General features: G+C 66.8%; 29 protein-coding genes. 12 read left to right on the forward strand and 17 right to left on the reverse strand.

The features are described from left to right. Positions 1-30: 30 nt before the first annotated feature. From DES47_RS07755 to DES47_RS07810, 12 genes are all read right to left on the reverse strand, one after another. Entirely contained in the window at positions 31-639 is a 609-nt protein-coding gene (locus DES47_RS07755) for a GNAT family N-acetyltransferase (protein ID WP_133700108.1), read from the reverse strand. After that, positions 629-1,117 (reverse strand): GNAT family N-acetyltransferase, encoded by a 489-nt coding sequence (locus tag DES47_RS07760; RefSeq protein WP_133700109.1) that lies wholly within the window; start codon positions 1,115-1,117, stop codon positions 629-631. The genes DES47_RS07755 and DES47_RS07760 overlap by 11 nt, the downstream gene beginning before the upstream one ends. A gap of 3 nt (positions 1,118-1,120) precedes the next feature. Beyond that, a complete protein-coding gene (locus tag DES47_RS07765) occupies positions 1,121-1,852 on the reverse strand; it encodes an SDR family NAD(P)-dependent oxidoreductase (RefSeq protein WP_133700110.1) in 732 nt (243 codons plus the stop codon). A 10-nt stretch (positions 1,853-1,862) separates the two neighbouring features. After that, a complete protein-coding gene (locus DES47_RS07770) occupies positions 1,863-2,084 on the reverse strand; it encodes a hypothetical protein (protein WP_133700111.1) in 222 nt (73 codons plus the stop codon). Positions 2,085-2,168: 84 nt separating this feature from the next. Then, entirely contained in the window at positions 2,169-2,642 is a 474-nt protein-coding gene (locus tag DES47_RS07775; RefSeq protein ID WP_133700112.1) for a DUF1203 domain-containing protein, read from the reverse strand. 83 nt (positions 2,643-2,725) lie between these two features. Continuing rightward, the gene (locus DES47_RS07780) at positions 2,726-3,103 is read right to left on the reverse strand and encodes a VOC family protein (RefSeq protein ID WP_133700113.1); all 378 of its coding nucleotides are present in this window, start codon (positions 3,101-3,103) and stop codon (positions 2,726-2,728) included. A 20-nt stretch (positions 3,104-3,123) separates the two neighbouring features. Continuing rightward, the gene (locus DES47_RS07785) at positions 3,124-3,393 is read right to left on the reverse strand and encodes a hypothetical protein (RefSeq protein ID WP_133700114.1); all 270 of its coding nucleotides are present in this window, start codon (positions 3,391-3,393) and stop codon (positions 3,124-3,126) included. 7 nt (positions 3,394-3,400) lie between these two features. Continuing rightward, positions 3,401-5,440: a dipeptidyl-peptidase 5 gene (locus tag DES47_RS07790; RefSeq protein WP_133700115.1), complete on the reverse strand. Its 2,040-nt coding sequence runs from the start codon at positions 5,438-5,440 to the stop codon at positions 3,401-3,403. Between the two features lie 38 nt (positions 5,441-5,478). Then, complete coding sequence (locus DES47_RS07795; RefSeq protein WP_133700116.1) at positions 5,479-6,015, reverse strand: NUDIX hydrolase; 537 nt, start codon at positions 6,013-6,015, stop codon at positions 5,479-5,481. Positions 6,016-6,019: 4 nt separating this feature from the next. After that, positions 6,020-6,391, reverse strand: a complete 372-nt coding sequence (locus tag DES47_RS07800; RefSeq protein ID WP_133700117.1) for a nuclear transport factor 2 family protein — start codon at positions 6,389-6,391, stop codon at positions 6,020-6,022. A 13-nt stretch (positions 6,392-6,404) separates the two neighbouring features. Next, complete coding sequence (locus DES47_RS07805) at positions 6,405-6,884, reverse strand: GNAT family N-acetyltransferase (RefSeq protein ID WP_133700118.1); 480 nt, start codon at positions 6,882-6,884, stop codon at positions 6,405-6,407. Between the two features lie 20 nt (positions 6,885-6,904). Continuing rightward, positions 6,905-7,309, reverse strand: a complete 405-nt coding sequence (locus DES47_RS07810) for a YybH family protein (protein WP_133700119.1) — start codon at positions 7,307-7,309, stop codon at positions 6,905-6,907. A gap of 173 nt (positions 7,310-7,482) precedes the next feature. On the opposite strand from DES47_RS07810, the gene DES47_RS28655 reads away from it, so the two are divergent. The 9 genes from DES47_RS28655 (at position 7,483) to DES47_RS07850 (ending at position 15,474) form a co-directional block, all read left to right on the forward strand. Beyond that, positions 7,483-7,641 carry a hypothetical protein gene (locus DES47_RS28655; protein WP_166651901.1) on the forward strand — a complete coding sequence of 53 codons (159 nt, stop codon included), beginning with the start codon at positions 7,483-7,485 and terminating at the stop codon, positions 7,639-7,641. 210 nt (positions 7,642-7,851) lie between these two features. Next, a complete protein-coding gene (cysT, locus tag DES47_RS07815; protein WP_133700120.1) occupies positions 7,852-8,754 on the forward strand; it encodes a sulfate ABC transporter permease subunit CysT in 903 nt (300 codons plus the stop codon). Next, positions 8,754-9,653, forward strand: coding sequence for a sulfate ABC transporter permease subunit CysW (cysW, locus tag DES47_RS07820; protein WP_133700121.1), 900 nt, complete (start codon positions 8,754-8,756; stop codon positions 9,651-9,653). Before cysT ends, cysW begins: the two co-directional genes overlap by 1 nt. Then, a complete protein-coding gene (locus DES47_RS07825) occupies positions 9,650-10,729 on the forward strand; it encodes a sulfate/molybdate ABC transporter ATP-binding protein (protein ID WP_133700122.1) in 1,080 nt (359 codons plus the stop codon). Before cysW ends, DES47_RS07825 begins: the two co-directional genes overlap by 4 nt. Continuing rightward, positions 10,729-11,658 (forward strand): CysB family HTH-type transcriptional regulator, encoded by a 930-nt coding sequence (locus DES47_RS07830; protein ID WP_133700123.1) that lies wholly within the window; start codon positions 10,729-10,731, stop codon positions 11,656-11,658. The genes DES47_RS07825 and DES47_RS07830 overlap by 1 nt, the downstream gene beginning before the upstream one ends. A 263-nt stretch (positions 11,659-11,921) precedes the next feature. Continuing rightward, complete coding sequence (locus DES47_RS07835) at positions 11,922-12,683, forward strand: sulfite exporter TauE/SafE family protein (protein WP_133700124.1); 762 nt, start codon at positions 11,922-11,924, stop codon at positions 12,681-12,683. A 56-nt stretch (positions 12,684-12,739) separates the two neighbouring features. Beyond that, the gene (locus DES47_RS07840) at positions 12,740-13,558 is read left to right on the forward strand and encodes an HDOD domain-containing protein (protein WP_133700125.1); all 819 of its coding nucleotides are present in this window, start codon (positions 12,740-12,742) and stop codon (positions 13,556-13,558) included. A gap of 27 nt (positions 13,559-13,585) precedes the next feature. Further along, the gene (locus DES47_RS07845; protein WP_133700126.1) at positions 13,586-14,434 is read left to right on the forward strand and encodes a PA4780 family RIO1-like protein kinase; all 849 of its coding nucleotides are present in this window, start codon (positions 13,586-13,588) and stop codon (positions 14,432-14,434) included. Between the two features lie 116 nt (positions 14,435-14,550). After that, positions 14,551-15,474 carry a tetratricopeptide repeat protein gene (locus tag DES47_RS07850; RefSeq protein WP_133700127.1) on the forward strand — a complete coding sequence of 308 codons (924 nt, stop codon included), beginning with the start codon at positions 14,551-14,553 and terminating at the stop codon, positions 15,472-15,474. Between the two features lie 58 nt (positions 15,475-15,532). Here the strand turns inward: DES47_RS07850 and DES47_RS28660 are convergent, their stop codons facing one another. Further along, complete coding sequence (locus tag DES47_RS28660) at positions 15,533-16,294, reverse strand: helix-turn-helix domain-containing protein (protein WP_133700128.1); 762 nt, start codon at positions 16,292-16,294, stop codon at positions 15,533-15,535. Positions 16,295-16,618: 324 nt separating this feature from the next. Here DES47_RS28660 and DES47_RS07860 point away from each other — a divergent pair, with 324 nt between their 5' ends. Next, the gene (locus DES47_RS07860) at positions 16,619-18,697 is read left to right on the forward strand and encodes a putative bifunctional diguanylate cyclase/phosphodiesterase (protein WP_166651903.1); all 2,079 of its coding nucleotides are present in this window, start codon (positions 16,619-16,621) and stop codon (positions 18,695-18,697) included. Positions 18,698-18,720: 23 nt separating this feature from the next. Continuing rightward, positions 18,721-19,872 carry an MFS transporter gene (locus tag DES47_RS07865; protein ID WP_133700130.1) on the forward strand — a complete coding sequence of 384 codons (1,152 nt, stop codon included), beginning with the start codon at positions 18,721-18,723 and terminating at the stop codon, positions 19,870-19,872. 3 nt (positions 19,873-19,875) lie between these two features. Here DES47_RS07865 and DES47_RS07870 read toward each other — a convergent pair whose 3' ends face one another. Further along, positions 19,876-21,300 (reverse strand): dihydrolipoyl dehydrogenase, encoded by a 1,425-nt coding sequence (locus tag DES47_RS07870; RefSeq protein WP_133700131.1) that lies wholly within the window; start codon positions 21,298-21,300, stop codon positions 19,876-19,878. A 56-nt stretch (positions 21,301-21,356) separates the two neighbouring features. Further along, a complete protein-coding gene (locus DES47_RS07875; protein ID WP_208114934.1) occupies positions 21,357-22,325 on the reverse strand; it encodes an AraC family transcriptional regulator in 969 nt (322 codons plus the stop codon). 35 nt (positions 22,326-22,360) lie between these two features. Between DES47_RS07875 and DES47_RS07880 the strand changes: the two genes are divergently transcribed. Continuing rightward, positions 22,361-25,129 carry a DEAD/DEAH box helicase gene (locus tag DES47_RS07880; protein ID WP_133700132.1) on the forward strand — a complete coding sequence of 923 codons (2,769 nt, stop codon included), beginning with the start codon at positions 22,361-22,363 and terminating at the stop codon, positions 25,127-25,129. Positions 25,130-25,285: 156 nt separating this feature from the next. Here DES47_RS07880 and DES47_RS07885 read toward each other — a convergent pair whose 3' ends face one another. Beyond that, positions 25,286-25,615 (reverse strand): helix-turn-helix transcriptional regulator, encoded by a 330-nt coding sequence (locus tag DES47_RS07885; RefSeq protein ID WP_133700133.1) that lies wholly within the window; start codon positions 25,613-25,615, stop codon positions 25,286-25,288. Between the two features lie 296 nt (positions 25,616-25,911). Then, on the reverse strand, positions 25,912-26,286 hold the full coding sequence (locus DES47_RS07890) for a hypothetical protein (RefSeq protein ID WP_133700134.1): 375 nt from the start codon (positions 26,284-26,286) through the stop codon (positions 25,912-25,914). Between the last annotated feature and the right edge of the window lie 31 nt (positions 26,287-26,317).

The raw sequence follows: 26,317 nt of genomic DNA on the forward strand, positions 1-26,317 counted from the left end.
GCCGCAGGGGCAGGCGCCAATTCTCGTCGATCAGCTTGACGCTGGCGTGACGGGCCCCTGCCCAGCGGCCGTGAGTTGCCTTTGCATCAGCAGCTCATCGGCATCAACCCCGCGCTGCGCATGCTCTTCGGCCGAGCAGGGTGTGAAGCCCAGGCGCAGCAGCAGGCGGTGCGAACGCAGATTCTGATGCTTGTGGACGGCGAACAGATGGCGCACCTGGTAGTGCTGCGCCAGCTCATTCACCATCGCCTGCACCGCCTCGCTGGCCAGACCACGGCCCCACCAGGCGCTGCCCAGCTCGTAGGCGATCGCGGCGCGGCCCTGCGGTCGCAAGGTGGCCTGCACATAGCCGATAGTCGTGTCGTCGGCCAGGCGCAAGACCCAGTTGAGCCACAGCTCGGCGCCGTTGGGTGAGACGCGGGATTCGAGCTGCCGGTAGCGCGCGCGCAGCGCGTCCAGCGAGGCCGGCGGTGCGTTCTCGTATTCGTACAGGGCCGGGTCGCTGAGCACCTCGAACATCGCCTCGGCATGCTCGGCCCGCTGCGGCTCCAGCGTCAGGCGCGCGGCGGCCACCGGCTGGATGCAGTCGCGTGGCGCGATCCGGCCCGCGCCGAGCAGGGCGATGAAATCAACGCCCATCTGCGACGCCCAGCTGCTTGAGCATATTGATGCCCGTCACCTCATAGCCCAGCGAGGCATACAGGGCCTGGGCGCCCGGATTGTGGGCAAACACATGCAGGCCTATGCTGGCCAGGCCCAGCGCCCGCACCAGCGGCTCCATCGCCTTGAAGGCGGCGCGGGCGTGGCCCTGGCGGCGGTGCTCGGGCATGACCTCGAGGTCGTAGACATAGGCGATGCGCACGCCGCTTTTCAGCATCAGGGCAAACCACAGCCAGCCTATCGTCGTGCCGCCGGTCTCATCCTGAATCTCGAACAGGTGTTGGTCCGGCGTGGCCAGGCCCTGCGGCAGCAGGCCCTCGAAGTCTTCACGGGACAGGGCCAGCGCCTGCTCGGCCGTCCAGCGGCCTGCGTCGATCTGGTCCTGGGCAAAGCCGGCAATCGCTGCCTCCAGATAGCGGGCGAAGCCGGCCTCGGTCATCGGTATCAGCATCGTCATCGCTCAGATCTGCACGTGTTGGACCGACCCACCGTCGACATACCAGTTGGCCCCGGCCACAAAGCTGGCGGCCGGACTGGAGACAAAGGCGACGACGCGGGCAATCTCCTCGGCCGTGGCCAGCCGCTGCATCGGGTTGCGCTGCAGCACCTTCTGAAAGGCCTCGGGCTCGTCGCGACGCACGCGGTCCCACAGTCCGCCGTCGAACAGGGTGTCGCCGGGCGATACGGTGTTGACGCGCACCCCCGGCAGCAGCCGCGCCGACAGCGACTTCATATAGTGCGCCATCGCCGCCTTGGCCGCTCCGTAGGCGGCCGAGTTCGGCGCGGCGAGGGACCCGGCCTTGGAGCCGATGTACGTCAACGCGGCACGGGGCGAGCGCTGCAGATACGGCAGCGCCGCTTCGGTGGCATCGACGGTGGCGCGGATGTCGGTCGCCAGCGCCGCGGTCCAGTCACCGGACAGGGCGCTGACATTTGCGACAAAGATGTCGAATTCGCCCAGCCTGGCCAGCCAGGCCTGGAACTGTGCCGTGTCCGTCACGTCCACGGCTTCGGCCTGCACCCGGCCGGGCAGGCCCTGAAGTGCCGACAGTGCAGCATCAATGCGGGCCGGGGTGCGGGCGCAGAAAGCCACATCGCAGCCCTCGGCCGCCAGCGCCCTGACCACGGCTGCACCAATGCCCGCCGAGCCACCGGTGACGATGGCCCGCAGACCCTTCAGTTGAAGATCCATCGCCGGCCCGTCAGCCCTTGCGGCCGCCAAAGGCCAGCAGCAGGCCGCCGGCCACAATGGCGCCCACGCCGGCCCAGATGGGTATGTTGACCGACTCTTTCTCCTTCACGGTCAGCTCGATCGGGCCCAGCTTCACGGCCGTCGTGTCCTTGGTGTAGCTGAAGCCGCCATAAACCAGGGCCAGGGTGCCGCCAATCAGCAGGGCGATGGCTATCAGTCGGATGGGATTCATGGGTTTGGCTTTCGGTGTGTGGTACCGCAACCGCGGCATCGACGACGCTCTGGGGGAACCAGCCCATCGATTGAAGCACAGGCCCTAGCCTTTGCGGTCCACCCTGCACGAGAAACAGCCGCGCTTGGCGTTGTGCAGGTGGATGTAGGCAACCGCCTGATTGGCAAAGCAGCGCTCGATCTCTGTTCCGACCTGTGTGCCCTCGCAGACGGCGGCATCGACAATCATGTGCGCCGCGTCATAGGCCCGTACCGAGATCAGCCGCTTGCCGACGTAGCTTGGCGCCTCGGCGACCACCATCGTGCGCTGCTTGACGCCGCGCCGCACGAAGATCGGACCCGAGGCCCGGTAGGGCGAGTCCGCCGGCTGGTGCTCGAAGGGCAGGAGCAGCAGCTCATCGCCGAGGGCGGCGTCTTCGAGGCTGATGCGGCAGGGATAGGCGTCGGCCTCGGTGGCCGTGCGGCGCTGCGCGCCGATGCGCGCCAGGGCCTCGTCAGGCAGTTCGAACAGGGGTTCGAACAGGCGATGGTCCAGGCCGGTGAGTTGATAGCTGTACATGATGGGCTTTCTGCCTTGATGAGGGGCCCATCCTGCCGGTGCAGGGCGTCCAGCGCCGGCTGTTTTCGGACATGCAGTCCGCCTCACTCCGCCTTGGGCAGGTTCTGGCCGATGCGCCAGAGCACGCCGCTGGGGTCGAACAGGACGAAGTCGCGCATCGCCCAGGGCTGGTCCTCCGGTTCGCCGATGCGCACCTCGAACTGCCGGGCTACCGCCTTGGCCATCGCGTGCCAGGCCTCGACGTCCTCCACCAGCAGATGCATCAGGAAGTTGTCGGCATGCTCGCGCACATAAAAGTCCTGCAGCAGAAAGCTCGCGTGGCCGTGGTGAAAGTAAGCGATGCCGTCATCCACCGAGGCGCGGGTGAAGCCCAGTGCCTGGTAGAAGGCCATGGAGCGCTCGAAGTCCTTGGCGGGCACGAAGGCCTTGACTTCGACGACGGAGAGATCGGCGGTCGGCATGGCCTTGTCCTTGGGTGGGTTCAGCGGCGGTTGCGCGGGTGCTGGCTGGCCTTGCGCTCATTGCCGCGCTTGTAGTTGCCGGTCAGCCGGGCCATCAGCTGCTGGCCGTCGGCGTGTGTGCCGGCTTCGACTTCGTTCAGGAAGTCGATCGCATCCGCGCCGCGCAGCGTGGACGCCAGCCGGCCCCGATGCAGTACCTCGACATCTCCGCCCTTGCGCGTGCGGAAGGTGAAACCGAGGTCGTCGGCGTCGGCGTCCGCCGATTCGGATGAGGGGATGCCTGTGCTCATGGCGAAATTATGCTTTGGAACGTTGGGGCCGGGTGCGCTTAGCTGTGGCGTCATGCGACACCACCCAATCGAGGAACTCGCGGTACCAGAACCGGGAGTTTCGTGGCTTTAGCACCCAGTGGTTCTCATCAGGGAACCACAGCAGCCGCGCACCGACACCGCGCGCCTTCAAGGTGTTGTAGTAGGCCAGGCCGTTGCAGTCGGGCACGCGGTAATCGAGCGCGCCGTGTATCACCAGGGTCGGTGTGTTCATCTGCGCGGCGGCGCTGTGCGGGCTTTGCGCCAGCACCCGGGGCATGTCTTCCCAAAAGCGGGCGCCGAGGTCGCGCGGGCGCTCGATGTAGGAGTCGGCGCTGAAGGTGGCCACGCGGTCGAACACGCCGGCGTGGCAGACATAGCTGCGGTAGCGGCCGGCCGGCACATGGCCATTCATCCAGGCGACCAGGAAACCGCCGTAGCTGCCGCCGGTGGCGCTCAAACGCTGCGGGTCGGCCCAGGGCTGGGCGAGCAGCCAGTCGCTGGCGGCCTCGATGTCCTGCAGCTCCAGCTCGCCCTGGCGGCCCATGATGCTGTCGCGGAAGGCAAAGCCGAAGCCGCTGGAGCCGTGGTAGTTGACCTGGGCCACCACATGGCCGCGCGAGGCCAGCACATGGGGGTTCCAGCGGTAGCCGAAGGTGTCGCCGGCGGCTGCGAACGGCCCGCCGTGGATGACCTGCATCAGCGGGTGCTTCTTCTTCGCCTTGAAGCCGGGCGGGAAGGTGAGCCACATCTGGATGCTGTCACCCTGCGCACCGGTGACCGTGACCTCGCGAACCTCGCCCAGCCGCCTCTGGGCCAGCAGCGCATGGTTGAAGCGCTCCAGCCGCAACGGCGCCGCGCCGGGGCGGCGCGCGTGCAGCCGCACCGGATGCAGGGCGCTGTCGCTGGCGGTGACGATCACGTCGCCAGCCACATCGAAGCCCTGCACCCAACCGCCCTCCGCCTCGATGGTGAAGCTGCCATCGACCACCTGGTGGCGCCAGAGATGGCAGCGGCCCCGCGACTGGGCGGTGAAGAACAGCGCGCTGCCATCGCCCGCCCAGCGCAGCGGGGCGTCGACATGGTGATCCCATTGCGTATCGCCGAGCAGGCGCCAGCCCTTGGCCTCAACCAGGGCCAGCTGGGCGGTGGCCGTGTGGCGCTTGCCGGTATGGGCAGCCGTCACGGCCAGCGCCCTGCCGTCCGGTCGGTAGCGCGGCGCACCAAACTCCCAGGCCGGGTCGTCGGCCAAGACCTTGACCCGGCGGCTGGCGATCTCGATCTCGGCCAGCACCTGGCGGTTGCCCGGCACCTGGATAGGCGCCGGGTCGTGGATGAAGGCGATGCGCTTGCCGTCCGGGCAGGGGTCATAGACCTCGTTGCCGGCGGCGTCGCGCGGCAGCTCCAGCCCCGTGCCCTCGAACAGATCGGTGACGCGGCCGCTGCCCGTATCGAGCAGCAGCAGGTGCAGCACGCGGCCCATCGGCACGTTGTGGTCCCAGTGCCGGTAGAAGGCCTCGCTGGTGGCGTAGGCGCTTTCCTTGCGCTCGCTGAATGTCTTGAAGGCCTTGGCCTGCGCAGCCGCGCCCTTCAATTCAGGCCAGACCCAGGCGGCAAACACGATGCGTCGGCCATCGGCCAGCCATTTGAAGGACTCGATGCCCGGCGCGAAGGCGCTTTTGCGCTGCGCCTCTCCGCCGTCGGGTGCTATCAGATAGAGCTGAGCCGTGTCGTCCTTGCTGCCCTGCTGCTCGCGCCGCGCGAGGAAGGCGATCTGCTCGCCGGCGGGCGACCAGGCGGGCTGGCCGTCCTTGTCGCCACAGTGGGTCAGCCGGCGCGGCGCTCGCTTGCGCGTGGGCAGCAACCACAGACTGCTGGACGATTTGTTGTCCTCCATCGAGCTGTGGGCCACCGAGCAGACCGTCCGCTCGCCGTCGGGTGCCAGCGCAAGCGGGCCTATGCGATCAAAGGCCCACAAATCGTCGGCGCTGAGGGCGTGGGGAAACGGGGGAGCGGCGATCTTGGTCATGCGGACATTGTTACCTGAGCCGTGCCGGCTTCGCCTGCTCAGCCGTGGGCGACCAGTTTCTCCAGGAATCGGCGCAGGTGCGGCTCGCTGCGCTCATGCGGCACGGCCTCGAAGTCGAACCAGCGCACGGCCTTGAATTCGCCCTCGTCGAAGCGGATGGGCTGGGCGCGCTCGGCGCGGACCACATACCAGAGCGACACATCGGTGTGCCCCGCCGTCTGGCCCACGGTGGTGGTGCAGGTGATCATCAGCGGCGCACTGATGTCATAGGCCGCGGCAAAGCCCAGCTCCTCCAGCAGCTCACGCACTACCGTCGTGCGCGGATGCTCGCCCGGCTCGACATGCCCGCCGGTCGGCAGCCAGAGCTCGGCGTTACGGTGGTCGACCAGCAGAACGCCGCTCCGGTCGATCACGGCAAAGTACGCCACCAGATGTTTGGGTGGCGTCGCCGGCTTGCCCGTGCGGCACAGCGATGCGCCCGAATCGACCCATGCCAGTGCATCGGCCCGGTGCGCGGCCTCCACATCATCCAGCGGAATGATGGCTGCAATCTCGTCGCGGATCTGTTGGCGCATGGGGTCAGGACTTGATGGCCGTGGCCTGCGACCACACGGCCAGCCACTGACCATCGCGCAACTCGTACGAGTCGGTGTGCCAGCAGTGGACGGTGTTGCCCGATGGGAAGGCCAGGGTCACCGGGTAGCGGACTATGGCCATGGCCGGCGAGACTCGCACCGCCATCTCGCCCGGCTCCCAGCGGGTGTAGACCAGGTCACCGGTCTCGATGGCGCCCAGATAGGCCGCCTTGGTGAAGGTCTTGCCGGCAGGGGTGATCAGCTGGTAGTCGTCGGCATGCAGCGTTGCGGCCAGCGCGATGTCGCGTGCCACCAGGGCGCGGGTGCGCTGCAGCTCCAGCGACTTGATTCGTTCGGAGAGGGGTTTGTCGGTCATGGATTTGCTGTGTTCAGTTCAGTGACCCGTCGAGTTCCAGCTCCTCGTCCCCGTGGCCGACAAGGCGTCCGGTGGGCCGCCAGCCATTGGCCCGGTAGAAGCCATGCGAGCGTAGCCGGGGGTCAAGGCTGGCGGCCAGCCAGATCCGGCGGCAACCCGATGCACGAAGACAGTCGACGGCCGCGGCCAGCAACTCACGACCGATGCCGCGGCGCTCGTGGCCGGCCCTGACGGCGAGCACGGTGACTTCCCCTGAGCTCGGCTGGACGCTGCAGAAGGCGACGACCTGGCCGTCGGTCTGGCACACCCAGGTCACCGAGGTGCCGGCCAGCATCGTCTCGTGCAGTGCGGCGGGCGTGATGCCCAGCTCGGCGAGCCGGCCCGGGGCGATCGCGTTCTCGCGGGTCGAGGCCCGGACCAGGAACAGATCGTCAATATCGCCCGTCGTCGCGGCGCGAATTTCGTAGGCTGCGGGCAGCGTGGTGGCTTGCATCGGGAAATTCCGTGGCCGTGTCATGGCTTGGGGTAGCGGCTCAGATGCTCATGGATGATCTGCAGGCGGCCACCCTCAACGACGAGCACCCGTGTGCCCCGGCCCTGGATGCGAAAGGACTGGCCATCGCCTTGCCCCTCCCAGTTATAGGTGTAGGTGGCGCTTGCGCTGCGCTGGTCCAGCGACAGCACCAGGATGTCGGTGAGGTAGAAGCGCTCCTTCTTGACCCCGACGCTGCCCTGCCAGGTCTTTTCGAAGGCGGCGCGTACCGCCTGCCTGCCCACAAAGTCCCCATCATTGAAGCGAAAGAAGGCCTGATCGTGGACCATGTCCTCGATCAGGTCGAAGTCTTCCTGCTCGGCGATGGCCTCGAACCGGTGCAGGAACTGCACCACCGTGTCGGTGCTGAGAGCGATTGCTGTCATCTGAACTTCTCCCGGAGTTGGTCCAAGCCATCCGTGCCCAGCGCACGCAAACCGGCGGTGGGGATACAAAATCTTGCATTTCCTTGTCAACCACCGCTTCCTGGGCGGCGTTTTGCCTCGGTAGGTCCGATCCGGCAGCAGTCGGGGACCGGTCAAGAAGGCAATACGTCATCATGAATCTCGCACCGCAGACACATCAAGTTCCCGCCAAACGCCAGCCGGCCGAGTGGACATTGGAGAAGGGCCGCAAATACGAACCCTTCGACAGCGGCAAGATCAGCGGCGACCAACGCAGCGTCGCCCGCGCCATCCGCATGGACCGCAAGCGCTGATTAAACAGGCAAAACGGCCCTCCCAGCCCCAGCCAAACAGGCCCACCTCGGTGGGCCTGAGTCATTTCTGGGGCGCCAACGGCCCGCTTTGCAGGATTTCATATATCAAAATCACGGATAAGGTTATACGAAATCTATTGTTTCTGATCTAAAGGCCGCCGCCTAAGCTCCGCTCCCTGACCCCCATGGCCTGATGGCCGGCCCCGGAGCATGAGCAGCAACACAGCATCATTGAATGGTTTTGCCCCCGCCGGCGCCAGCCTGCCCGCGGTTGAGCGCCGCAAGCCTCGGCGGGTGCTGCCCGGTTTCGGCCTGACCATGGGCTACACCCTGGTCTATCTGTCGCTGCTGGTGCTGATTCCCTTGAGCGCCGTGTTCCTGAAAACCGCTGGCATGGGATGGGAGCACTTCTGGGAGGTGGTCACCGCACCGCGCGTCGTCGCCTCGTACAAGCTGAGCTTTGGCGCCTCGCTGCTGGCGGCCTCGATCAACGCCATGTTCGGGCTGATGCTGGCCTGGTCCCTGGTGCGCTATGAATTCCCGGGCAAGAAGCTGGTGGACGCACTGATCGATCTGCCCTTCGCCCTGCCCACCGCCGTGGCCGGCATCGCGCTGACGGCGCTTTACGCCCGCAACGGCTGGCTGGGCAGCCTGCTGGAGCCGCAAGGCATCAAGGTGGCGTTCACGCCGCTGGGCATTCTGGTCGCGCTGACCTTTATCGGCCTGCCTTTCGTCGTGCGCTCGGTGCAGCCGGTGCTCGAAGACCTGGAGACCGAGCTCGAAGAGGCCGCCGCCTCGCTGGGCGCCCGCCGCTGGCAGACCTTCCGTTACGTGATCCTGCCGACGCTGTTGCCGGCGCTGCTGACCGGCTTTGCGCTGGCCTTTGCCCGCGCGGTCGGTGAGTACGGCTCGGTGATCTTTATCGCCGGCAATCTGCCCATGGTGTCCGAGATCACGCCGCTGATGATCATCACCAAGCTGGAGCAGTTCGATTACCAGGGCGCCACGGCCATCGCCTCAGTGATGCTGGTGTTCTCGTTCGTGCTGCTGTTCATCATCAACGGGCTGCAGGCCTGGAGTTCGCGCCTGAACGGCGCCGGGAGGGCCCGGTAATGGCGGGCGCGGCGGCAGCAGCATTGGGCATCCCGGCGTTGAGGCGGGGCGCGCAGCGCTACGAGTCCAACCCGGCGACGCGGGAAGCGCCCTGGGTCAAGTGGACGATATTGACCGTCTCGCTGAGCTTCTTCGCGCTGTTCCTGCTGATGCCGCTGGTCGCGGTGTTCAGCGAGGCGCTGCGCAAGGGCTTTGGCACCTATATCGCGGCCCTGGTCGAGCCGGACGCCCTGTCGGCCATTCAGCTGACCCTGGCCGCCGCGCTGATCTCGGTGCCGCTGAATCTGGTGTTCGGCGTGTCGGCGGCCTGGGCGATCACCAAGTTCGACTTCCGCGGCAAGCATCTGCTGATCACTCTGATCGACCTGCCGTTCTCGGTTTCGCCGGTGGTGGCTGGCCTGATCTATGTGCTGATGTTCGGCGCCCAGGGCTGGATAGGCCCCTGGCTGCAGGAGCATGACCTGAAGATCATCTTCGCCGTGCCCGGCATCGTCCTGGCCACCGTGTTCGTGACCTTCCCCTTCGTCGCCCGCGAGCTGATCCCGTTGATGGAGGCCCAGGGCCGCGACGAGGAGGAGGCCGCCACCGTGCTTGGCGCCTCCGGCTGGCAGACCTTCTGGCACGTCACCCTGCCTAACGTGAAGTGGGGCCTGCTGTATGGCGTGATCCTGTGCAATGCGCGGGCGATGGGCGAGTTCGGCGCCGTGTCGGTGGTGTCGGGCCATATCCGGGGCATGACCAACACGCTGCCGCTGCACGTCGAGATTCTCTACAACGAATACCAGTTCGCGGCCGCGTTCGCGGTGGCCTCGCTGCTGGCCATCCTGGCCCTGGTGACGCTTGTACTCAAACAGTTTGTCGAGTGGCGGGCCCACGCCGCCGTGAAGGAGGTGCCATGAGCATCCAGGTCAAGAACATCCACAAGTCCTTCGGCAACTTCGTCGCCCTGGGCGACGTCAGCCTGGACTTCCCCAGCGGCGAGCTGGTCGCCCTGCTGGGCCCGTCCGGTTGCGGCAAGACCACCTTGCTGCGCATCATCGCCGGGCTCGAAACGGCCGATCGCGGCCAGGTGCTGCTCGATGGCGAAGACGCCTCCGACACCCATGTGCGCGAACGCCAGGTCGGTTTCGTGTTCCAGCACTACGCGCTGTTCCGCCACATGACGGTGTTCGACAACGTGGCCTTCGGCCTGCGCGTCAAGCCCCGCTCGCAACGGCCCAGCGATGCGGTGATCAAGAAGAAGGTGCACGAGCTGCTGCAGCTGGTGCAGCTGGACTGGCTGGCCGACCGCTTCCCCTCGCAGCTGTCCGGTGGCCAGCGCCAGCGCATTGCGCTGGCCCGGGCCCTGGCCGTCGAGCCGCGCGTGCTGCTGCTGGACGAGCCCTTCGGCGCGCTGGACGCCAAGGTGCGCAAGGAGCTGCGCCGCTGGTTGCGCCGCCTGCATGACGAGCTGCACATCACCAGCCTCTTCGTCACCCACGACCAGGAAGAGGCGCTGGAGGTGGCCGACCGCGTCGTGCTGATGGATCACGGCCGGGTCGAGCAGGTCGGCACGCCCAACGAGGTCTATGAGCACCCGGCCACGCCCTTTGTCTACGGCTTCCTCGGCGCGGTGAACCGTTTCGAGGGCCGGGCCGATGGCGGCCTGCTGCATGTCGGCGAGCACCGCATCGCCCACGGCGCTTCAGATCTGACCCCCGGAGCGCAGATGCTGGCCTATGCCCGGCCGCACGAGCTGGACATCAGCCTGGTGGCCACCGAGCATGCGATCGCGGCCCGCGTGGTGCGCGTGCTGAGCTTTGGCGCCAGCGCCCGTGTCGAGCTGCTGGGCCCGAACGACCAACATCTGGAGGCCGAGCTGAGCCGCGAGCGTGCGCTCGCGCTGAATCTGCAGTTCGCCCAGAATGTCTGGCTGCAGCCGTCACGCTTGAGCCTGTTTGCGGCGCCGGACACGAATCTACAAAAGGCCGCCTGATGAATTTCCAGCAACTGCGCATCATCCGCGAGTCGGTGCAGCGCAACTTCAATCTGACCGAGGTCGCCAACGCGCTGTACACCTCGCAGTCGGGTGTCAGCAAGCACATCAAGGATCTGGAAGACGAGCTGGGCATCGAACTGTTCGTGCGCCGCGGCAAGCGCCTCCTGGGCCTGACCGAGCCGGGCAAGGAACTGCTGCAGATCGTCGAACGGATGCTGCTGGACGCCAAGAACATCAAGCGCCTGGCCGAGCAGTTCTCGAACAGCGAGCAGGGCCAGCTGACCATTGCCACCACGCACACGCAGGCCCGCTATGCCTTGCCCCAGGTGGTGCGGCGCTTCAAGGCCGCCTATCCGCGCGTGCACCTGGTCTTGCATCAGGCCAGCCCGGCGGAGATCGTCGCGCTGCTGCAGTCGGGCGAGGCCGACATCGGCATCGCCACCGAGGCGCTCGACGAGATCGAGCATCTGGTCACCTTTCCCTACTACGGCTGGCACCATGCGGTGGTCGTGCCCGAGGGCCATGCGCTGGCCGTCACCCGCCGCGAGCCGCTGACGGTGGAAGAGCTGGCCGAGCACCCGCTGATCACCTACCACGAGGGCTATACCGGCCGGGCGCGCATAGACGCCACCTTTGCCAAGGCCGGGCTGACCCCCGACATCGTGATGTCGGCGCTGGATGCCGACGTGATCAAGACCTATGTGGAGGTGGGCCTGGGCGTGGGCATCGTCGCGTCCATGGCTTTCGAGGCGCAACGCGATCAAGGCCTGGTGCTGTTGCCTGCACAACACATCTTTGAATCGAATACCACCCTGATCGCGGTGCGGCGAGGCCACTTCCTGCGTGGATTTGCGTATCGCTTCCTGCAGGAGTGCGTGCCGGCGCTGACCGAAGCCCATGTGCGAGAGGCGGTAGAGCCAGAGTGATCGCTAACTAAACCGAGCCTCCTCGGTACTAGCCCGGGCTGGAAAACCCCAAGTGCACCAGGATGCTCGCCCAACTAGAGTGCGTGCACCGCTGCAGTGCCTGGTTCGACCAGCAGCTACGGGGGTGGGTTCGAGGAGACAAACAAAGCAGATCGAATAACAAAGTTGGGTGGCACCTCGGGGGTGTCACAATTCCGGGGCGCCTTATTGGCGCCCTTTGTTTTTTTGGGCCCGCTGCGGCCAACAACCCCCCGCGCCCGCCCATGACCGAGCTGATAGTGATTGCCCTGGCCTCCCTGCTGGCCGGTTTTGTCGATGCAGTGGTCGGGGGCGGTGGCCTGGTGCTGGTGCCGGCCCTGTTCGGCGTTTTCCCGGCGGCCGCGCCGGCCACCCTGTTCGGCACCAACAAGGGCGGGGCGATCTGGGGCACGGCGCTGGCGGCCCTGCAATACGCCCGCCGCGTCACCCTGCCCTGGCATGCGCTGCTGCCGGCCTTTGCCGCCGCCCTTCTGGGCAGTTTTGCCGGCGCCTGGACCGTGACCCTGGTGCCCGCCGACGGCCTGCGCCTGGCCCTGCCCTTCATCCTGCTGCTGGTGCTGATCTACACGTTGGCCAAGAAGGACATGGGCCGCGAGCATGCGCCACGGCTCAGCGGCGCCACCGAGATCTGGGTGGCCAGTGCCATCGGCCTCTTGATCGGCTTCTATGACGGCTTCTTCGGCCCCGGCACCGGCAGCTTCTTCGTGTTCCTGTTCGTGCGTTTTCTGGGCTTCGACTTTCTGCATGCTTCGGCCAGCGCCAAGATTCTGAACACGGCGACCAATTTCGCCGCCTTGGTGCTGTTTGCCAGCAAAGGCCATGTCTGGTGGCATATCGCGGCGGTGATGGCCGTGGCCAATGTGCTGGGCAGCCTGGTCGGCACGCGCATGGCCTTGAAGCATGGCGCCGGCTTTGTGCGCGCCGCGTTCATCATCGTGGTCACAGCGCTGATATTGAAAACGGCCTGGGACGGATTTGTGCGTTGACGCTGTGCCCGGGCGTACCCTATGGTTGAGAGAATTGCTAGCTGAGGTGGAAGTTCATGTCCGTTGATCCCCAATTGCGCACGCTGGAAATCGACATCCCGTCCCAGCCCGAGGTCCTGGTCAAGCTGTCCCTGCTGATGGCCGAGGAAGAGGTCAATCTGCAGGCCATGTCCACTCTGGTCGAGTCCGATATGGCCCTGGCGTCCTCGGTGCTGAGGGCGGTCAATTCCTCGCTGTACGGTCTGAAGGGCCGGGTGCAGAGCGTGCACCAGGCGCTGACCTATCTGGGCATGCGCGAGGTCGCTGCCATCACCTTCGAGATGGGCATGCGTGCCGCCTTCCCGCCGGCCAAGGAACTGGAGCCGATCTGGGAGCGGGCCGCCGAGCGCGGTGTGCTGATGGGGCGCATGGGCCAGATGCTGGGCGTCGATCCCTGGGCCGCGCACTCGGCCGGCCTGTTCGAGGAGTGCGGCAAGGCGGTGCTCTACCGCCACGCCCCCGACCACTATCCGTCGATGCTGCGCGCCGTCGAGCAGGACATGGACCTGGTGCAGCTGGAGAAGCGCGCCTTTGGCGTCAGCCACGATGCGCTGGGCGCTGCGCTGTGCGAGAGCTGGGGCCTGTCGGCGCCGGCGGTGGCCAGCGTGCGCCACCATGTGACGGTGCAGGCCAGCGGCCAGATTCCCGAGGCGGTGCAGCGCCCGGCCGTGTGCGTGTTGTCGGCCCTGGCCCGGGCGCTGGCCCAGGCTCCCGACACCCTGGAGGCCCTGGCCTCGGCGCTGGCGCCCAAGGCCCAGCTCGACGAGACCCTGGTGCTGCGCGCGGTGCGCAAGCTGCTGGAGCAACGTCAAGCGCGAGAAAGCCACGGAGGCTGAATTCGGGCCGGGCGCAGAATGGCGCCCATGAAACCACCCAAGCGGCTGCAAGCCCTGATTGAAGAAGGCCTGATCGACACGGTGGTACGCCAGCTGATGAGCGGCAAGGAGGCCACCGTCTATGTCGTGCGCTGTGGCGAGGACACCCGCTGCGCCAAGGTCTACAAGGAAGCCACCGAGCGCAGCTTTCGCCAGGCCGTCGATTACACCGAGAACCGCAAGGTCAAGAACAGCCGCCAGGCCCGGGCCATGGCCAAGGGCACCAAGTTCGGCCGCGAGGCCAGCGAGGCCGCCTGGCAAAGCGCCGAGGTCGATGCGCTGTACCGCCTGGCCGCAGCCGGCGTGCGTGTGCCCAAGCCCTACAACTTCTGCGACGGTGTGCTGTTGATGGAGCTGGTGACGGACGAGGCAGGAGACGCCGCGCCGCGCCTCAACGATGTTCTGTTCACCGCCGAAGAGGCACGCACCCACCACGCCAGCCTGCTGGGTGAGGTCGTGCGCATGCTGACGGCTGGCGTCGTGCATGGTGACCTGTCCGAGTTCAACATCCTGCTCAGCCACGACGGGCCGGTCATCATCGATCTGCCGCAGGCGGTGGACGCCGCCGGCAACAACCACGCCCAGCGCATGTTGCTGCGCGATGTGAACAATCTGCGCGATTTCTTCGGTGGCTTCGCCCCGGACCTGCTGAGCACCCAGTTCGGCCCCGAGATCTGGGACCTGTACCAGCGCGGTGCGCTGCTGGTGGACACGCCGCTGACCGGCCACCACGAGCGCAAGGCCGGCCCGGTGGACCTGGGCGGGGTGCTGCGCGAGATTGACGATGCGCGCGCCGAAGACGCGGCGCGGCGGCTGCGCATGCAGCAAGCCGGCTGAACAACCGCATCGCTGTTCGAAGGCGGACGAGCGCAGTGACGGAGTTGTCCTGGCCTGACTCGGTCCGCCCTCAGACTGGCAGAATGAAGCGGGTCTGAAACTCGTCGGAAATACTCATGCGCTCATCAACGCCGTTTCGCGGCTGGCCGTTGTTGCCATTGCTGCTGGCGACTTGGCTGGTACAGCCCGTCATGGCGCAGCCCGCCAATACGGCCGCGACCTTGCCGAAGTCGATTTCTGCCCGGCTGCCCTTGGGCTGCGTGGACCTTTCGGACGGTCAGCGGAGTACTGGCCCGCGCGATCGGCAACATTTGGCGAGCGTTGAGGCGGCTGCTGAGGCGGGTCGAGCAAGTTGCCAGCTGCTGCTGGGACACTGGTATGAGGACGGTGCCGGTGTTTCCTTGTCGCAGGCCAAGGCCATGGACCTGTATCGGCAAGCAGCTGTCAACAACGGGCGGGGTCACTTGGCAATGGGTCGTTTGGTGGAGTCCGATTGGACGCCCGACTATGCTCGCGCGCGACGGCACTACGCCGATGCCATTGCACACTCAGTGCCCGCCGGTGAGGTGGCGCTGGCGCGCTTGCACAGGGAGGGTCTTGGTGGACCCAAGGATCAAGCCGAGGCGTTGCGTGTGTTGCGTATGGGGGCATACCGAGGTGACAACCAGTCCTGGCGAGACATGCACTTGTTGAGTGATTACGCCTCGCTGAGCGACGAAGCTCAAAAGCTAGAGGACTTCACGAATTGGCGGCGCAACTATTGGCAACGCCTATCGCAGGCGATGTCGATGGCGCATGACCAGGGCGCTTTGCCGGGCGCGGGCAGCGGCGTGTGGCTCGCCGAGTTTTCGAACGGTGCGCAGCGACCGCAGGTCAGCAATATAGAGACTTCTGGTCGAGACGACCTTGACCGGGCTGTCACCAGGGTACTTGCGCAAGTGGCGATGCCGCCGCCACCGCCCGGTGAACAAAATATGAGTCTCAAGATCCCGCTGTCTGTGGCTCCGCGGGAACCCGCAACGGCAGCATCTGCACGCTGATCGCCGAGAGCCCCGGCGCGGCAAGGTTCCGCGCCGGACCCAGGACAAATCTCCAGGCCTACTGGCTGCCCATGCGGAAGTAGGAGTCACGGGCGGTCGGGCCGCGTTGCGACAGGGTGTGCACCACATAGTCGAAGCTGCGCGCCGGGTTGTTGGGGCGCTGCTCGATGCTGGCGGGCGCATCCAGGGCGGTGATCTCATCTTGTGCCGGCGACGAGATCGCCTCCAGCGAGATCTTCAGCCGCTGCAGCAGGCCCCAGCAGCCGGGGCCGCTGTATTCGACCTCGAAGCGGCGGTGTATCAGCATGCACACGCGCTGGATGGTCCAGTGGTCATGGGGCAGGCCGGCGGCGCGGGGGCCGCGCTGCAGCCAGTTGCGCAGCTCGATCACCTGGGCCGTACTGAGCCGGGTCGGCCGGCCAAAGCCCTTGGCCTTCAGCGCCTGTTCCTGGCCCTCGGACAATTGTGAAGCCCATTGATGCACGGCCTGGCGCGAGACTTGCAGTTGACGAGCGACGCTGGATTGGCTCATGCCCTGCTTCAGCAACTTGACGCCCTCAAGCCGCCGGCTCTCTAAGCCAGCGGCGTCACGCTTGTTTGACGGTATGTTCATATTTGCAGAATTCACTGTATTGGCCCGATCCATACCGCAGTTCCAGCTCTGCACATGGCAAGGCTGCCCCAGCGGTACGACTACATTGGATGCGGGCTTCTGGAGTTCAATCAGTGGTTCAGACCTGACCCCAATGGGTTTCTTGAACCTAACTGCCAGCCCATCTGTTCTGTTTGACACCTTAAGCAGGGTGTCGTCAAAAATCATCCTGAGTGCGACGAATCAACGAATCTCGGGGATGAGTTGCGTCTGTCGGCCTGCGACATGCCAGCTATCGCGGCCGCGGCTATCGTTGATCTGGTCAAGCGCTTCCGATCGCCGCGATTCTCGCTGAAATTGACTGCCTATGGCGGGGCAACCCCGCGCCGGCAGGGGCACTTTTCTTAAGATACTCATGAACTGAAAAAAACGCAGTCCGGAGTCTTGCGGCTATTGCCGCTATTGCCGGTTGCGGTGGCTTGTCGGCCTCGGGTTATGCTGAGTCCTATCAGGCCCCGCGAGCCTGGTTCGCATGCACCGGACAGGAGCGGTATGAATTCTCTCGGGCAGATCGAGCCATCTGACGACGATGCGCGCCTGGCCGGCCTGGCGTTTGAGCTGTCGCTGGACATGTTGTGCGTGCTCACGCCCGACGGGCTTTTCGAGCGCGTCAACCCGGCCTGGGCGCAGACGCTGGGCTGGTCCGAGGCGCAGCTGCTTGGCCGGTGCTGGCTTGAGTTGGCCAATGCCGATCAACGGGCGCTGCTGGAACAGGCGGTCGCCACCGCACCTCCTCGGGCCAAGGGCTTTGAATTGCAGGGGCAGTTTGTCTGTGCCGACGGTTCGCTGCGCGATCTGGCCTGGCGCTGGCAGCGCACGGCCGACGGGCGCAGCATCTGCGTGGTGCGCGACATCACCGCCCAGAAGCTCGCCGAGCAAAGCCTGCGAGAGAGCGAGGACCGCTGGAAGCTGGCGCTGGAGAGTGCCGGCGATGGCGTCTGGGACTGGTACCCCCAGACCGGGGTGGAGGTCTTCTCGCGTCGCTTCATCGAGATGTACGGCTACAGCGAAGAGGAGCTGACGAGCCGGCCCGAGGAGTTCGACAAGCGCACGCACCCGGACGACATCGAGCAGCTGCTGCGCGACCGCCAAGCCCATATCGAGGGCCGCACCCCGACCTATATCAACGAGCACCGCGTGCAGTGCAAGGACGGTAGCTGGAAGTGGATACTGACGCGCGGCATGGTCATCAGCCGCGACGGGCAGGGCCGGCCGCTGCGCATGATAGGCACCCACACCGACATCACCAGCCGCAAGCAGGACGAGGCGCTGATCTGGCAGCAGGCGCATTTCGACGGCCTGACCGGCCTGCCCAATCGACGCATGCTGCGCGAACGCCTGGCCCAGGCGATGGCCCGCTGCGCCGCCAGCGGGCGGTTGCTGGCCCTGCTGTTCATTGACCTGGACCATTTCAAGGAGGTCAATGACACGCTGGGCCATGACAAGGGCGACCTGCTGCTGATACAGGCCGCGCAGCGCATCGCCCACTGCCTGCGCGAGGGCGACACCGTCGCGCGCATGGGCGGCGACGAATTCACCGTCGTCTTGCCGGGCCTGGGCGACCCGGCCGAGGTGGAGGTGGTGGCGCAGGCCGTCCTGGATGCGCTGGCGGCGGGCTTCCAGCTGGGCAACGAGCTGTCCTTTGTATCGGCCAGCATCGGCATCACCCTGTATCCGCAGGACGCCGAGCTGATCGAGGACCTGTTCAAGCATGCCGACCAGGCCCTGTACGTGGCCAAGGACGCCGGTCGCAAGCGCTTCAGCTACTTCACGCCGGCCCTGCAGGAGGCGGCGCAGAACCGCCTGCGCCTGGCCAACGACCTGCGCGCGGCGCTTGGCGCGGGCCAGTTCGAGGTGCACTACCAGCCCATCGTCGAGCTCGGCAGTGGCGCGGTGCACAAGGCCGAGGCGCTGCTGCGCTGGCAGCACCCGACGCGCGGGCCGGTGGCACCCAACCAGTTCATCCCGATTGCCGAGGCCAGCGGCCTGATCATAGACATCGGCGACTGGGTGTTCCGGCAGGCCGCCGCGCAGGTGGGGCGCTGGCGCGCCGCGCTGCATCCGGACTTCCAGATCAGCATCAACAAGTCGCCGGTGCAGTTCCGCGTCGATGCGCAGCAGGGACCGGCCTGGGCCGCCTGGCTGCAAAGCCTGGGCCTGCCGGGCAACAGCCTGGTGGTGGAGATCACCGAGGGCCTGCTGCTGGACGGCAGCACCGATGTGGCGGCGCGGCTGATGGATCTGCATGCGGCCGGCATCGGCGTGTCGCTGGACGACTTCGGCACCGGCTACTCCTCGCTGTCCTATCTGCAGAAGTTCGACATCGACTATCTGAAGATTGACCAATCGTTTGTGCGAGGGCTGAACCTCTCGTCCAAGGACATGGCCCTGTGCCGGGCCATCATCGTGATGGCGCATGAACTCGGGATGAAGGTGATTGCCGAGGGTGTGGAAACCCCGCTGCAGCGCGATCTGCTGGCCGAGGCGGGTTGTGACTACGCCCAGGGCTATCTGTTCGCCAAGGCCATGCCGCCGGATGTCTTCGAGGCCTGGCTGGCCGAACAGACCTGAGCCCGCACACCCGCCAAGGCCATATGCGTCCCCTGCCCTTCATCATCATCCTGACGGTACTCAACCATGTTGCATTCAACGGCAGCCGCATTGCGGTGTCGCTGTTCGCCATCCACCAGGGCTCGTCGCCGCTGACGGTGGGCATCTTGATCGCGCTGTACGCGCTGCTGCCGGCGCTGCTGTCGGTCACGGCCGGGCGCTGGATCGATCGCATCGGCGTGAGCCGGCCGATGCTGCTGGGCTCCATCGGCGTCAGTGTCGGCACCCTGGCACCGTTCCTGCTGCCGCATCCGGTGGCGCTGTATTTCACCGCGGTGGTGGTGGGCATGTCCTTCATGCTGATCAATGTGGCGGCCTACCACGCGGTGGGTGGCATGAGCGTGCCGGAAGACCGCACGGTCAACTTCAGCTATCTGGCGCTGGGTTTTTCGACCTCGGCCTTTGTCGCGCCGATGCTGACCGGCGTGTGCATTGATACGCTGGGCTATCGCAGCACCTTTCTCGTGCTGGCCCTGTTCACGGTGCTGCCCATCGTGGCGCTGGCCGGCAAGCTGCTGCCGGCCGGCCATCCGCACGATCCGCATGATGCGTCTCCCAGGGGGCCGGTATTCGACCTGCTGAAGGACCCCGAGCTGCGCCGCCTGTTCGTCGCCATGGCCATCTTGACGGTGGCCTGGGATGTGTACAACTTCGCCATTCCCGTCTATGGCACCAGCATCGGCCTGTCGGCATCGCAGATCGGCATCGTCATGGGCGCCTTCGCGGCGGCCACCTTCACCGTGCGGCTGGCCATGCCCTTCATCGTGCAGCGCATGCAGCCCTGGCCGATGCTGGCGGCCTCGCTCTTGATGTCGGGCCTGGCCTATGTGGTGCTGCCGTTCACGCACAGCGTCGGCGTGCTGATGGCCATCGCCTTCCTGCTGGGCCTGGGCCTGGGCGCGCCGCAGCCCATGGTGCTGAGCCTGCTGCACCAGGCCGCGCCGGTGGGCCGGGCCGGCGAGGCGCTGGGCCTGCGCACGACCCTGATCAACACCAGCCAGACGGTGATGCCGCTGATCTTCGGTGCCGTCGGCGCCACGCTGGGCATCACGCCGCTGTTCTGGGGCATGGCGGCGGCGCTGCTGGGCGGCAGCGCATTCGCGGGGCGCAAGCGGGAACTGCCGGACGGGGACTGAGCTTCAGGCCCCAGGCCCGCAGTCCAGGCAGCGCTCCACCGGCGGCGGCCCCATGTGCAACGCCCTCTGCAGTTCACGCAGGGCGCTGCGCAGGCCCTCCTCGATCACCGGGTGGTAGAAGGGGCTGTCCAGCATCTGCTGCACCGTGTCGCCGCGCTGGGCCGACCAGGCCAGCAGATGGCCCAGATGCTCGGCCGCCGGGCCAATCATCTCGGCGCCCAGGAAGCGGCCACTGCCGCACTCGGCATAGACGCGCAGCGCGCCCCGGTTCTTCAGCATCACGCGGCTGCGGCCCTGGTCCTCGAACGAGACCTGGCCGGTCTGGAAAGCCAGGCCCTGGTGCAGCAGCTGGGTGTAGCTGGCGCCGGCCAGCATGATTTGCGGATCGCTGAACACCACGGCCAGCGGCGCGCGGCGCGGGCGCACGCGCACATCCGGGTAGCGGCCGGCGTTGTCTCCGGCGATGCGGCCCGCGTCGGCGGCCTCGTGCAGCAGCATGTGCTGGTCGCTGGCGTCGCCGGCGAGAAACACCGGGCTGTTGCCGATCTGGCCGGTGTTGCCGTCCGCGATCGGCACGCCATTGGCACCCAGCGGCAGTCCGGCGTGTTCCAGCCCCAGCGTCTTGACGTTGGGTGTGCGGCCGGTGGCGGCGAGCAGGTAGTCGAAGCGCTCGGTGCCGGCCGGGGTCGTCACCAGCACCTGCTCGCCATCGCGGGCCACGGTTAATTCGACGCCCAGCGTCATGGGCAGCTCGGCGGCGAAGATCTGGGCGCTCAAGGCCTGCAGCACCGGATCGGTCAGCGGCCCGACGCGTCCCGAGCGCCCATACACCCGCACGCGCACACCCAGCCGGTGCAGCGCCTGGGCCAGCTCCAGACCGATCACGCCGGTGCCGACCACGGCCACCGAGGCTGGCAGGGTCTGCCAGTCGAACACATCGTCATTGACGATCAGCCGCTCGCCCAGCGTCTGGCGCCAGGCCGGGCTGATATCAGGCGTCGAGCCGGTGGCGATGACGATGCGGCCGGCCTCGACGCGGGTGTGATCGTCGATCTGCAACGCGCCGGGCGCGACAAAGCGGGCATGGCCTTGCAGGCGGTGCTCGGCCGGCCATTTGTCGACCGCCTCGGTGACGAAGCCGACAAAGCGGTCGCGTTCGTCACGCACCCGCTGCATCACCTGCGCGCCGTCGATGCGGGGCGGTGCTATGTGCACGCCGAAGCGGTGCGCCTCGACCGCGCTGTGTGCTGCCTCGGCCGCCGCGATCAAGAGCTTGCTGGGCATGCAGCCAACGCGGGCACAGGTCGTGCCATAGGGCCCGCCCTCGATCGCCAGCACACTGGACGTGTGGGCCAGTGCCGATCGGTAGGCCGTCATGCCGGCGGTGCCGGTGCCGATGATGACGACATCACGCTGCAAGCTGATCATGGCGGGCACCGCTGAGCTGAGATGCGGCCGATGATAGGCCGTCGCGGCCGGAGGCGTCAGCGTGCTCGTACCGGCAGGCACAGCTGGCACTCGAAGGCGCCGGTGGCCGGGTCGTAGCGGCCATCGGCCGGGTAGTACTCGTAGCAGGGCCGGCCATCGGGCTCCAGGCCGCTGGCGGGCAGCCAGTCGCGCAGGAACTCGGTCCAGGCCAGCGAGATGTCGGCACCGGTGCCGTAGAAGGCCGCCACCGCATAGCGACCGCCAGGAAGATCGGTGATCCCGGCCGGGCTTTTGGCGACATAGTCGGCCGGCACCTCGACGCAGGCGTCATACCGGAACTTGGCCGGGTCGCCAACGCTGGGGTCGTCGTGGCCTATGCCGTAGCAGGGGGCGTGCCCCAGGCCCTGGGCGGCGCGCCAGGGGAAGAAGGTCTCGGCCCAGAAGCGGCCAACGCTGGGACCATAGGGGCCGGTGTGGCGCAGATAGGCGACGCGCGCGCCGGGCAGGGTGTTGAGTTTCACTTCCATCGAAGGCTCCTGGTTTGAGGAGTTCTCAGGATGGTTGAACGGCCCGCTCGCCGCCTGACCCGGCTTGCTGTCGGCCTGACCCAGATTGCTATCCCTTGCAACGGCGCGCACAGCTTGCAGTTCATCGGCCCAGCGCTGCGGCGTCTGCTCGCGCCAGGCGCTGGGTGTGCAGCCGAAGCGCAGCTTGAAGGCGCGGGCAAAGGCCTCGCCCGAGCCGAAGCCGACCGCCAGCGCCACATCCAGCACCGGCCGGCGCGGATTGTTGGCCAGGTGCACGGCCGCCACCTCGAGGCGCCGTCGGCGCAGATAGTCGCCCAGCGTCTCGCCGGTCCATGCGGCGAACAGGCGGTGGAAGTGGAAGGCGGAGAAATGCGCGACCTCGGCCAGCACAGGCAGGTCCAGCGCCTGGTCCAGATGGCGATCGATATGGTCGAGCACCTTGTTCATGCGCTGGGCATAGGCCAGCGAGTGGACGCGGTTCGAGTCACTGGGTTTCATGGGGCGGCAGTGTAGGGGCTGCACAATCGCCATCCATGACCCAGCCACCATCAGACCGCCATGCCGCCGCGCGCCGCGAGCAGGTGGTGGCCGCCTGGGTGGACGCGCTGCGCCGCCAGGCCGATGCGGCGACCCTGAAAGGCCTGCCCACCCTGGCCGATGAAGATGCCGCCCGCGTGATGGCCCTGCTGCGCGGCGAGGCCGAGGCGCCTCCGCCTGCGCCACCAGAGCCGGAGGATGCCGAACCCGGCACCGTGAGCGGCCAGTTCCGCCCCTGCCTGACCCTGCAAACACTGAGCCGTGGCGACGGCCTGCTGGGCCTGAAGCCCAGCGGCAAGCTGGGCCCGCGCGGCGAGCAGGTGACTGTTGCGCACATCAGCTGGACCTATCGCACCGAGGCCGGCGCCCGCTGGCAGACCGAGGCGCCGAACTCGGTGCTGAACCGCCGGCCCGCACCGGTGCAGGAGCTCTACGACACCGGGGGCCAGGTCGTGCTGATGCAGCGCGATCTGGTGGCCGAGGCCGATGCGATCGACCTGGTCTGGGAGCTGGGCTTTGTGCCGGTGCCTGCAGGCCATTTGCAATGGCGCAAGCGCGAGGCCGGCGAGCAGCTGGGCCCCGTCTGGACCCTGGCCCAGGAGGAGTTCTTCGGCGACTTCTGGGCCGAGCAGGTGCCGCGGCTGCAGGCCCTGGGCTGGGCAGTGGTCGTCAAGCCCGGCTTTGCCCACGAGAGCGTGCCGGTACAGCGCTGGAAGCTGATCGTCAGCCCGGACACCGGCGAGCTGCTGGGCAAGGTGCTGAACGAGCCGCTGGCCGCCCGCCAGCGCCCGGTGGACAAGCTGAAATTGCCCGAACGCGAGGGTTCCTGGTTGCTGAGCCTGGGTGTCGAGATCGATGGCCAGACCCTGGACCTGGCGCCGATGCTGGCCGATCTGCTGAAGCGGGACACCCGCTGGCTCAGCGCAGCGCAGATTGCCGCCATCGACGACCGCGCGGTGATCTCGCTGCGCGCCCCCGGTGGCCGCCGCATCGAAGTGCCGGCCGCGCCGCTGAAGGCCATCATCGGCGCGATGGTCGATCTGCTGACCGATCCGCTGCGCGCGCAAAACCAGGAGGGCCCGCTGCGCCTGGGCGCCTGGGAGGCGCGCCGGCTCGAGGCGCTGCGCTGGGGCCTGGTGCAGGTGCACCGCGTCGGCGATCAGAGCGGCTGGCAGCTCGAGGGCGAGGCCGGCCTGGCCAGCCTGGCGCGGCGGCTGCAGGGCTTTGGTTCGCCGCAGCCGGTGGCGGCGCCCGAGGGCCTGAATGTGCAGCTGCGCCCCTACCAGCTCGAGGGCCTGGCCTGGCTGCAGTATCTGCGGGCCCAGCAGCTGGGCGGCATCCTGGCCGATGACATGGGCCTGGGCAAGACGGCCCAGGCTCTCGCCCATGTGCTGGTCGAGAAACAGGCCGGCCGGCTGGACCTGCCGACCCTGGTGGTGCTGCCGACCTCACTGATCTTCAACTGGCAGGCCGAGGCGCGGCGCATGGCGCCGTCCTTGAGCCTTTTGACCCTGCAGGGGCCCGCGCGCGATACGCTGTTCAAGCAGATGGCCGATCACGACCTGGTGCTGACCACCTACCCGCTGCTGTGGCGCGACATCGACGCCTTGGCCGCCCAGCGCTTCCATCTGCTGATACTCGACGAGGCGCAGATGGTGAAGAACGCCGGCGGTCGCAGCGCCCGCGCGCTGCGCCGTCTGCAGGCCCGCCACTGCCTGTGCCTGACCGGTACGCCGCTGGAGAACCATCTCGGCGAGCTGTGGGCCCAGTTCGACTTCCTGATGCCCGGCTTTCTGGGCGACGCGCGTGACTTTGCCCGTCGCTGGCGCAAGCCTATCGAGGAGAACGGCGAAACCCTGCGTGCGCAGCTGCTGGCCCAGCGCGTGCGGCCCTTCATCCTGCGCCGCCGAAAGCAGGACGTGGCCAGCGAGCTGCCACCGCGCACCGAGGTCATCAAGCGCGTGCAGCTGCAGGGCCAACAGCGCCAGCTCTACGAGGGCGTGCGCGCGGCGGCCGACGAGCAGGTGCGGCGCGTGCTGGCGCGCCAGAGCTTTCAGGGCGCGCAGATCACCATCCTCGACGCCTTGCTGAAGCTGCGCCAGGTCTGCTGCGACCCCCATCTGGTCAAGGGCACGAAGACACCCAGGACTATGGAACGCGCCAAGCTGGAGCTGCTGGCCGACATGCTGCCGGCCCTGGTGGACGAGGGCCGGCGCGTGCTGGTGTTCTCGCAATTCACCGAGATGCTGGAGCTGATTGCCGAGCAGTTGACCGAGCTGCAGCTGCCCTTCCTGAGCCTGACCGGCAAGACCCGGCCCCAGCAGCGCGGCGCCGTAGTGCAGCAGTTCCAGAGCGGGGAGGCACCGATCTTCCTGGTCAGCCTGAAGGCCGGCGGCGTGGGCCTGAACCTCACGGCCGCCGACACCGTGATCCATATGGACCCCTGGTGGAACCCTGCCGTCGAGGAGCAGGCCACGGCGCGGGCCCACCGCATCGGCCAGGACCAGCCGGTGTTCGTCTACAAGCTGGTCGTCGAGGGCAGCATAGAGGAGCGCATGCTGGAGCTGCAGGCCCGCAAGCTGGCCCTGGCCCAGGGCGTGCTGGGCCATGACGCGGCCGGCGCGGTCAAATTCAGCGAGGCGGATCTGGGCGCACTGCTGGCGCCGCTGGGCGCGGGGCCGGGTGTTGCTGCGGACGCGCTGGATATTCCGGTGGACCACGCCACCCATATCGGCCGCTGGGGCCGCACAGGCACCAGCAGCTGAGTGAGATGCATCACCCCAATACTGCTGGTCCTGGATTCAGATACTGGGGCTTGGCCCCTATTTATATTTCCCTGAGCGATCACAGAGTCTGGGTCGTCGGGCAGTGCCGAGCCAGATCATATTGGTATCAAATGAGTATCAGGGACTGATGTTCATTCACTGCATGCCCGATTTGTCCGGCGTCTTGATGATTTGCCGCACCGGCACGCCAAAATAGCGGGCCAATTCACGGGCAACCCGGTAGACGACCGCTCGGCCGGTTTCGGCGCGCTTGATGGTGGCAATCGACACCCTGAATTTTCCGTCGCTGCAGGCGTGTGCCATTTCTTCCTGGCTTTGCAGGCGCTCGGTGCGCAGATCTTTCAGCACCTCGGTGACGAGGAATACCCGGCCCTTGGAGGCGCTGGCTTTCTGTGCCGACGCGGCGGTGCCCTGGATCGACGGTGAGGAATCGAACTGCGGCTGTTGTTGATCAAAGCTGGTCATGGGTGGCCCCAACAAGGTGTTTGTATGGACCGGCCTGGCGGATCTCAGGCTGGTATCTGCCCGGCTCGCAGAACGCCGGGTGCCAGCGCACTCTAGGAAAACCGGCCAACAAACACCTTCCGGAAAGCTTCCGGAGCCCAGAAACGACAAAACCCAAGGGATAACCCTTGGGTTTGCGGGCCCTGCTTCAGCGCGGCAGACCAGTACGCACGCCTTGAGGACCGGAATGAAGTGTGCGCCCTGGTCGCCGGTTTGCCGGCGTCAACTCGACATCAGTTCGGCATCAGAAGGCTGGCTCAGGTTTCGTTGGTGATTTGCGGATCCGAGGTCGGGTAGAGCGCGCTCACCTGCAGCGGGTCGGAGAACAGCAGGACCACGCCCTTGGTGACCATGTCATCGGTGGGCATGCTGATGGAAACGCTGCCTTGCGAGGCGGGGTAGAAATTGTTGGACGTCAGTACCGGCACGCCGCCAATGGTTTTGAAGACCGCGCCCACCAGCGTCAGCGTCGAATCGGTGGCCTGAATAATGGTGCAGGCGCCCGCGCTCAGGGCGACGCTCAGCGGCAGTGTGGCCGGCTGCGAGCATTTCTTGTCAATATAGTAATTGGCCACCGCAATCTGACCGGTCGGGGTATCGACCTGAGCCTGAACGTAGTAAGTATTGGGCATGACAGTATTCCTCTCTGGCTTGGTTGGGTTT

Origin of the sequence: Roseateles toxinivorans (assembly GCF_004362525.1) — a bacterium.
Lineage (GTDB): Bacteria > Pseudomonadota > Gammaproteobacteria > Burkholderiales > Burkholderiaceae_C > Paucibacter > Paucibacter toxinivorans.

Bases quoted from the DNA above. Each gene is read 5' to 3' on its own strand.
- DES47_RS07825 (WP_133700122.1), top strand. From the start codon at position 9,650: ATGAGCATCCAGGTCAAGAACATCCACAAGTCCTTCGGCAACTTCGTC.
- DES47_RS07860 (WP_166651903.1), top strand. From the start codon at position 16,619: ATGAATTCTCTCGGGCAGATCGAGCCATCTGACGACGATGCGCGCCTG.
- DES47_RS07800 (WP_133700117.1), bottom strand. From the start codon at position 6,391: ATGACCGACAAACCCCTCTCCGAACGAATCAAGTCGCTGGAGCTGCAG.
- DES47_RS07770 (WP_133700111.1), bottom strand. From the start codon at position 2,084: ATGAATCCCATCCGACTGATAGCCATCGCCCTGCTGATTGGCGGCACC.
- DES47_RS07795 (WP_133700116.1), bottom strand. From the start codon at position 6,015: ATGCGCCAACAGATCCGCGACGAGATTGCAGCCATCATTCCGCTGGAT.
- DES47_RS07805 (WP_133700118.1), bottom strand. From the start codon at position 6,884: ATGCAAGCCACCACGCTGCCCGCAGCCTACGAAATTCGCGCCGCGACG.
- DES47_RS07760 (WP_133700109.1), bottom strand. From the start codon at position 1,117: ATGACGATGCTGATACCGATGACCGAGGCCGGCTTCGCCCGCTATCTG.
- DES47_RS07780 (WP_133700113.1), bottom strand. From the start codon at position 3,103: ATGCCGACCGCCGATCTCTCCGTCGTCGAAGTCAAGGCCTTCGTGCCC.
- DES47_RS07840 (WP_133700125.1), top strand. From the start codon at position 12,740: ATGTCCGTTGATCCCCAATTGCGCACGCTGGAAATCGACATCCCGTCC.
- cysW (WP_133700121.1), top strand. From the start codon at position 8,754: ATGGCGGGCGCGGCGGCAGCAGCATTGGGCATCCCGGCGTTGAGGCGG.
- DES47_RS07790 (WP_133700115.1), bottom strand. From the start codon at position 5,440: ATGACCAAGATCGCCGCTCCCCCGTTTCCCCACGCCCTCAGCGCCGAC.
- DES47_RS28660 (WP_133700128.1), bottom strand. From the start codon at position 16,294: ATGATTTTTGACGACACCCTGCTTAAGGTGTCAAACAGAACAGATGGG.
- DES47_RS07830 (WP_133700123.1), top strand. From the start codon at position 10,729: ATGAATTTCCAGCAACTGCGCATCATCCGCGAGTCGGTGCAGCGCAAC.
- DES47_RS07865 (WP_133700130.1), top strand. From the start codon at position 18,721: ATGCGTCCCCTGCCCTTCATCATCATCCTGACGGTACTCAACCATGTT.
- DES47_RS07850 (WP_133700127.1), top strand. From the start codon at position 14,551: ATGCGCTCATCAACGCCGTTTCGCGGCTGGCCGTTGTTGCCATTGCTG.
- DES47_RS07890 (WP_133700134.1), bottom strand. From the start codon at position 26,286: ATGCCCAATACTTACTACGTTCAGGCTCAGGTCGATACCCCGACCGGT.
- DES47_RS07810 (WP_133700119.1), bottom strand. From the start codon at position 7,309: ATGACAGCAATCGCTCTCAGCACCGACACGGTGGTGCAGTTCCTGCAC.
- DES47_RS07785 (WP_133700114.1), bottom strand. From the start codon at position 3,393: ATGAGCACAGGCATCCCCTCATCCGAATCGGCGGACGCCGACGCCGAC.
- DES47_RS07870 (WP_133700131.1), bottom strand. From the start codon at position 21,300: ATGATCAGCTTGCAGCGTGATGTCGTCATCATCGGCACCGGCACCGCC.
- DES47_RS28655 (WP_166651901.1), top strand. From the start codon at position 7,483: ATGAATCTCGCACCGCAGACACATCAAGTTCCCGCCAAACGCCAGCCG.
- DES47_RS07875 (WP_208114934.1), bottom strand. From the start codon at position 22,325: ATGAAACCCAGTGACTCGAACCGCGTCCACTCGCTGGCCTATGCCCAG.
- DES47_RS07755 (WP_133700108.1), bottom strand. From the start codon at position 639: ATGGGCGTTGATTTCATCGCCCTGCTCGGCGCGGGCCGGATCGCGCCA.
- DES47_RS07775 (WP_133700112.1), bottom strand. From the start codon at position 2,642: ATGTACAGCTATCAACTCACCGGCCTGGACCATCGCCTGTTCGAACCC.
- DES47_RS07765 (WP_133700110.1), bottom strand. From the start codon at position 1,852: ATGGATCTTCAACTGAAGGGTCTGCGGGCCATCGTCACCGGTGGCTCG.
- DES47_RS07845 (WP_133700126.1), top strand. From the start codon at position 13,586: ATGAAACCACCCAAGCGGCTGCAAGCCCTGATTGAAGAAGGCCTGATC.
- cysT (WP_133700120.1), top strand. From the start codon at position 7,852: ATGAGCAGCAACACAGCATCATTGAATGGTTTTGCCCCCGCCGGCGCC.
- DES47_RS07880 (WP_133700132.1), top strand. From the start codon at position 22,361: ATGACCCAGCCACCATCAGACCGCCATGCCGCCGCGCGCCGCGAGCAG.
- DES47_RS07835 (WP_133700124.1), top strand. From the start codon at position 11,922: ATGACCGAGCTGATAGTGATTGCCCTGGCCTCCCTGCTGGCCGGTTTT.
- DES47_RS07885 (WP_133700133.1), bottom strand. From the start codon at position 25,615: ATGACCAGCTTTGATCAACAACAGCCGCAGTTCGATTCCTCACCGTCG.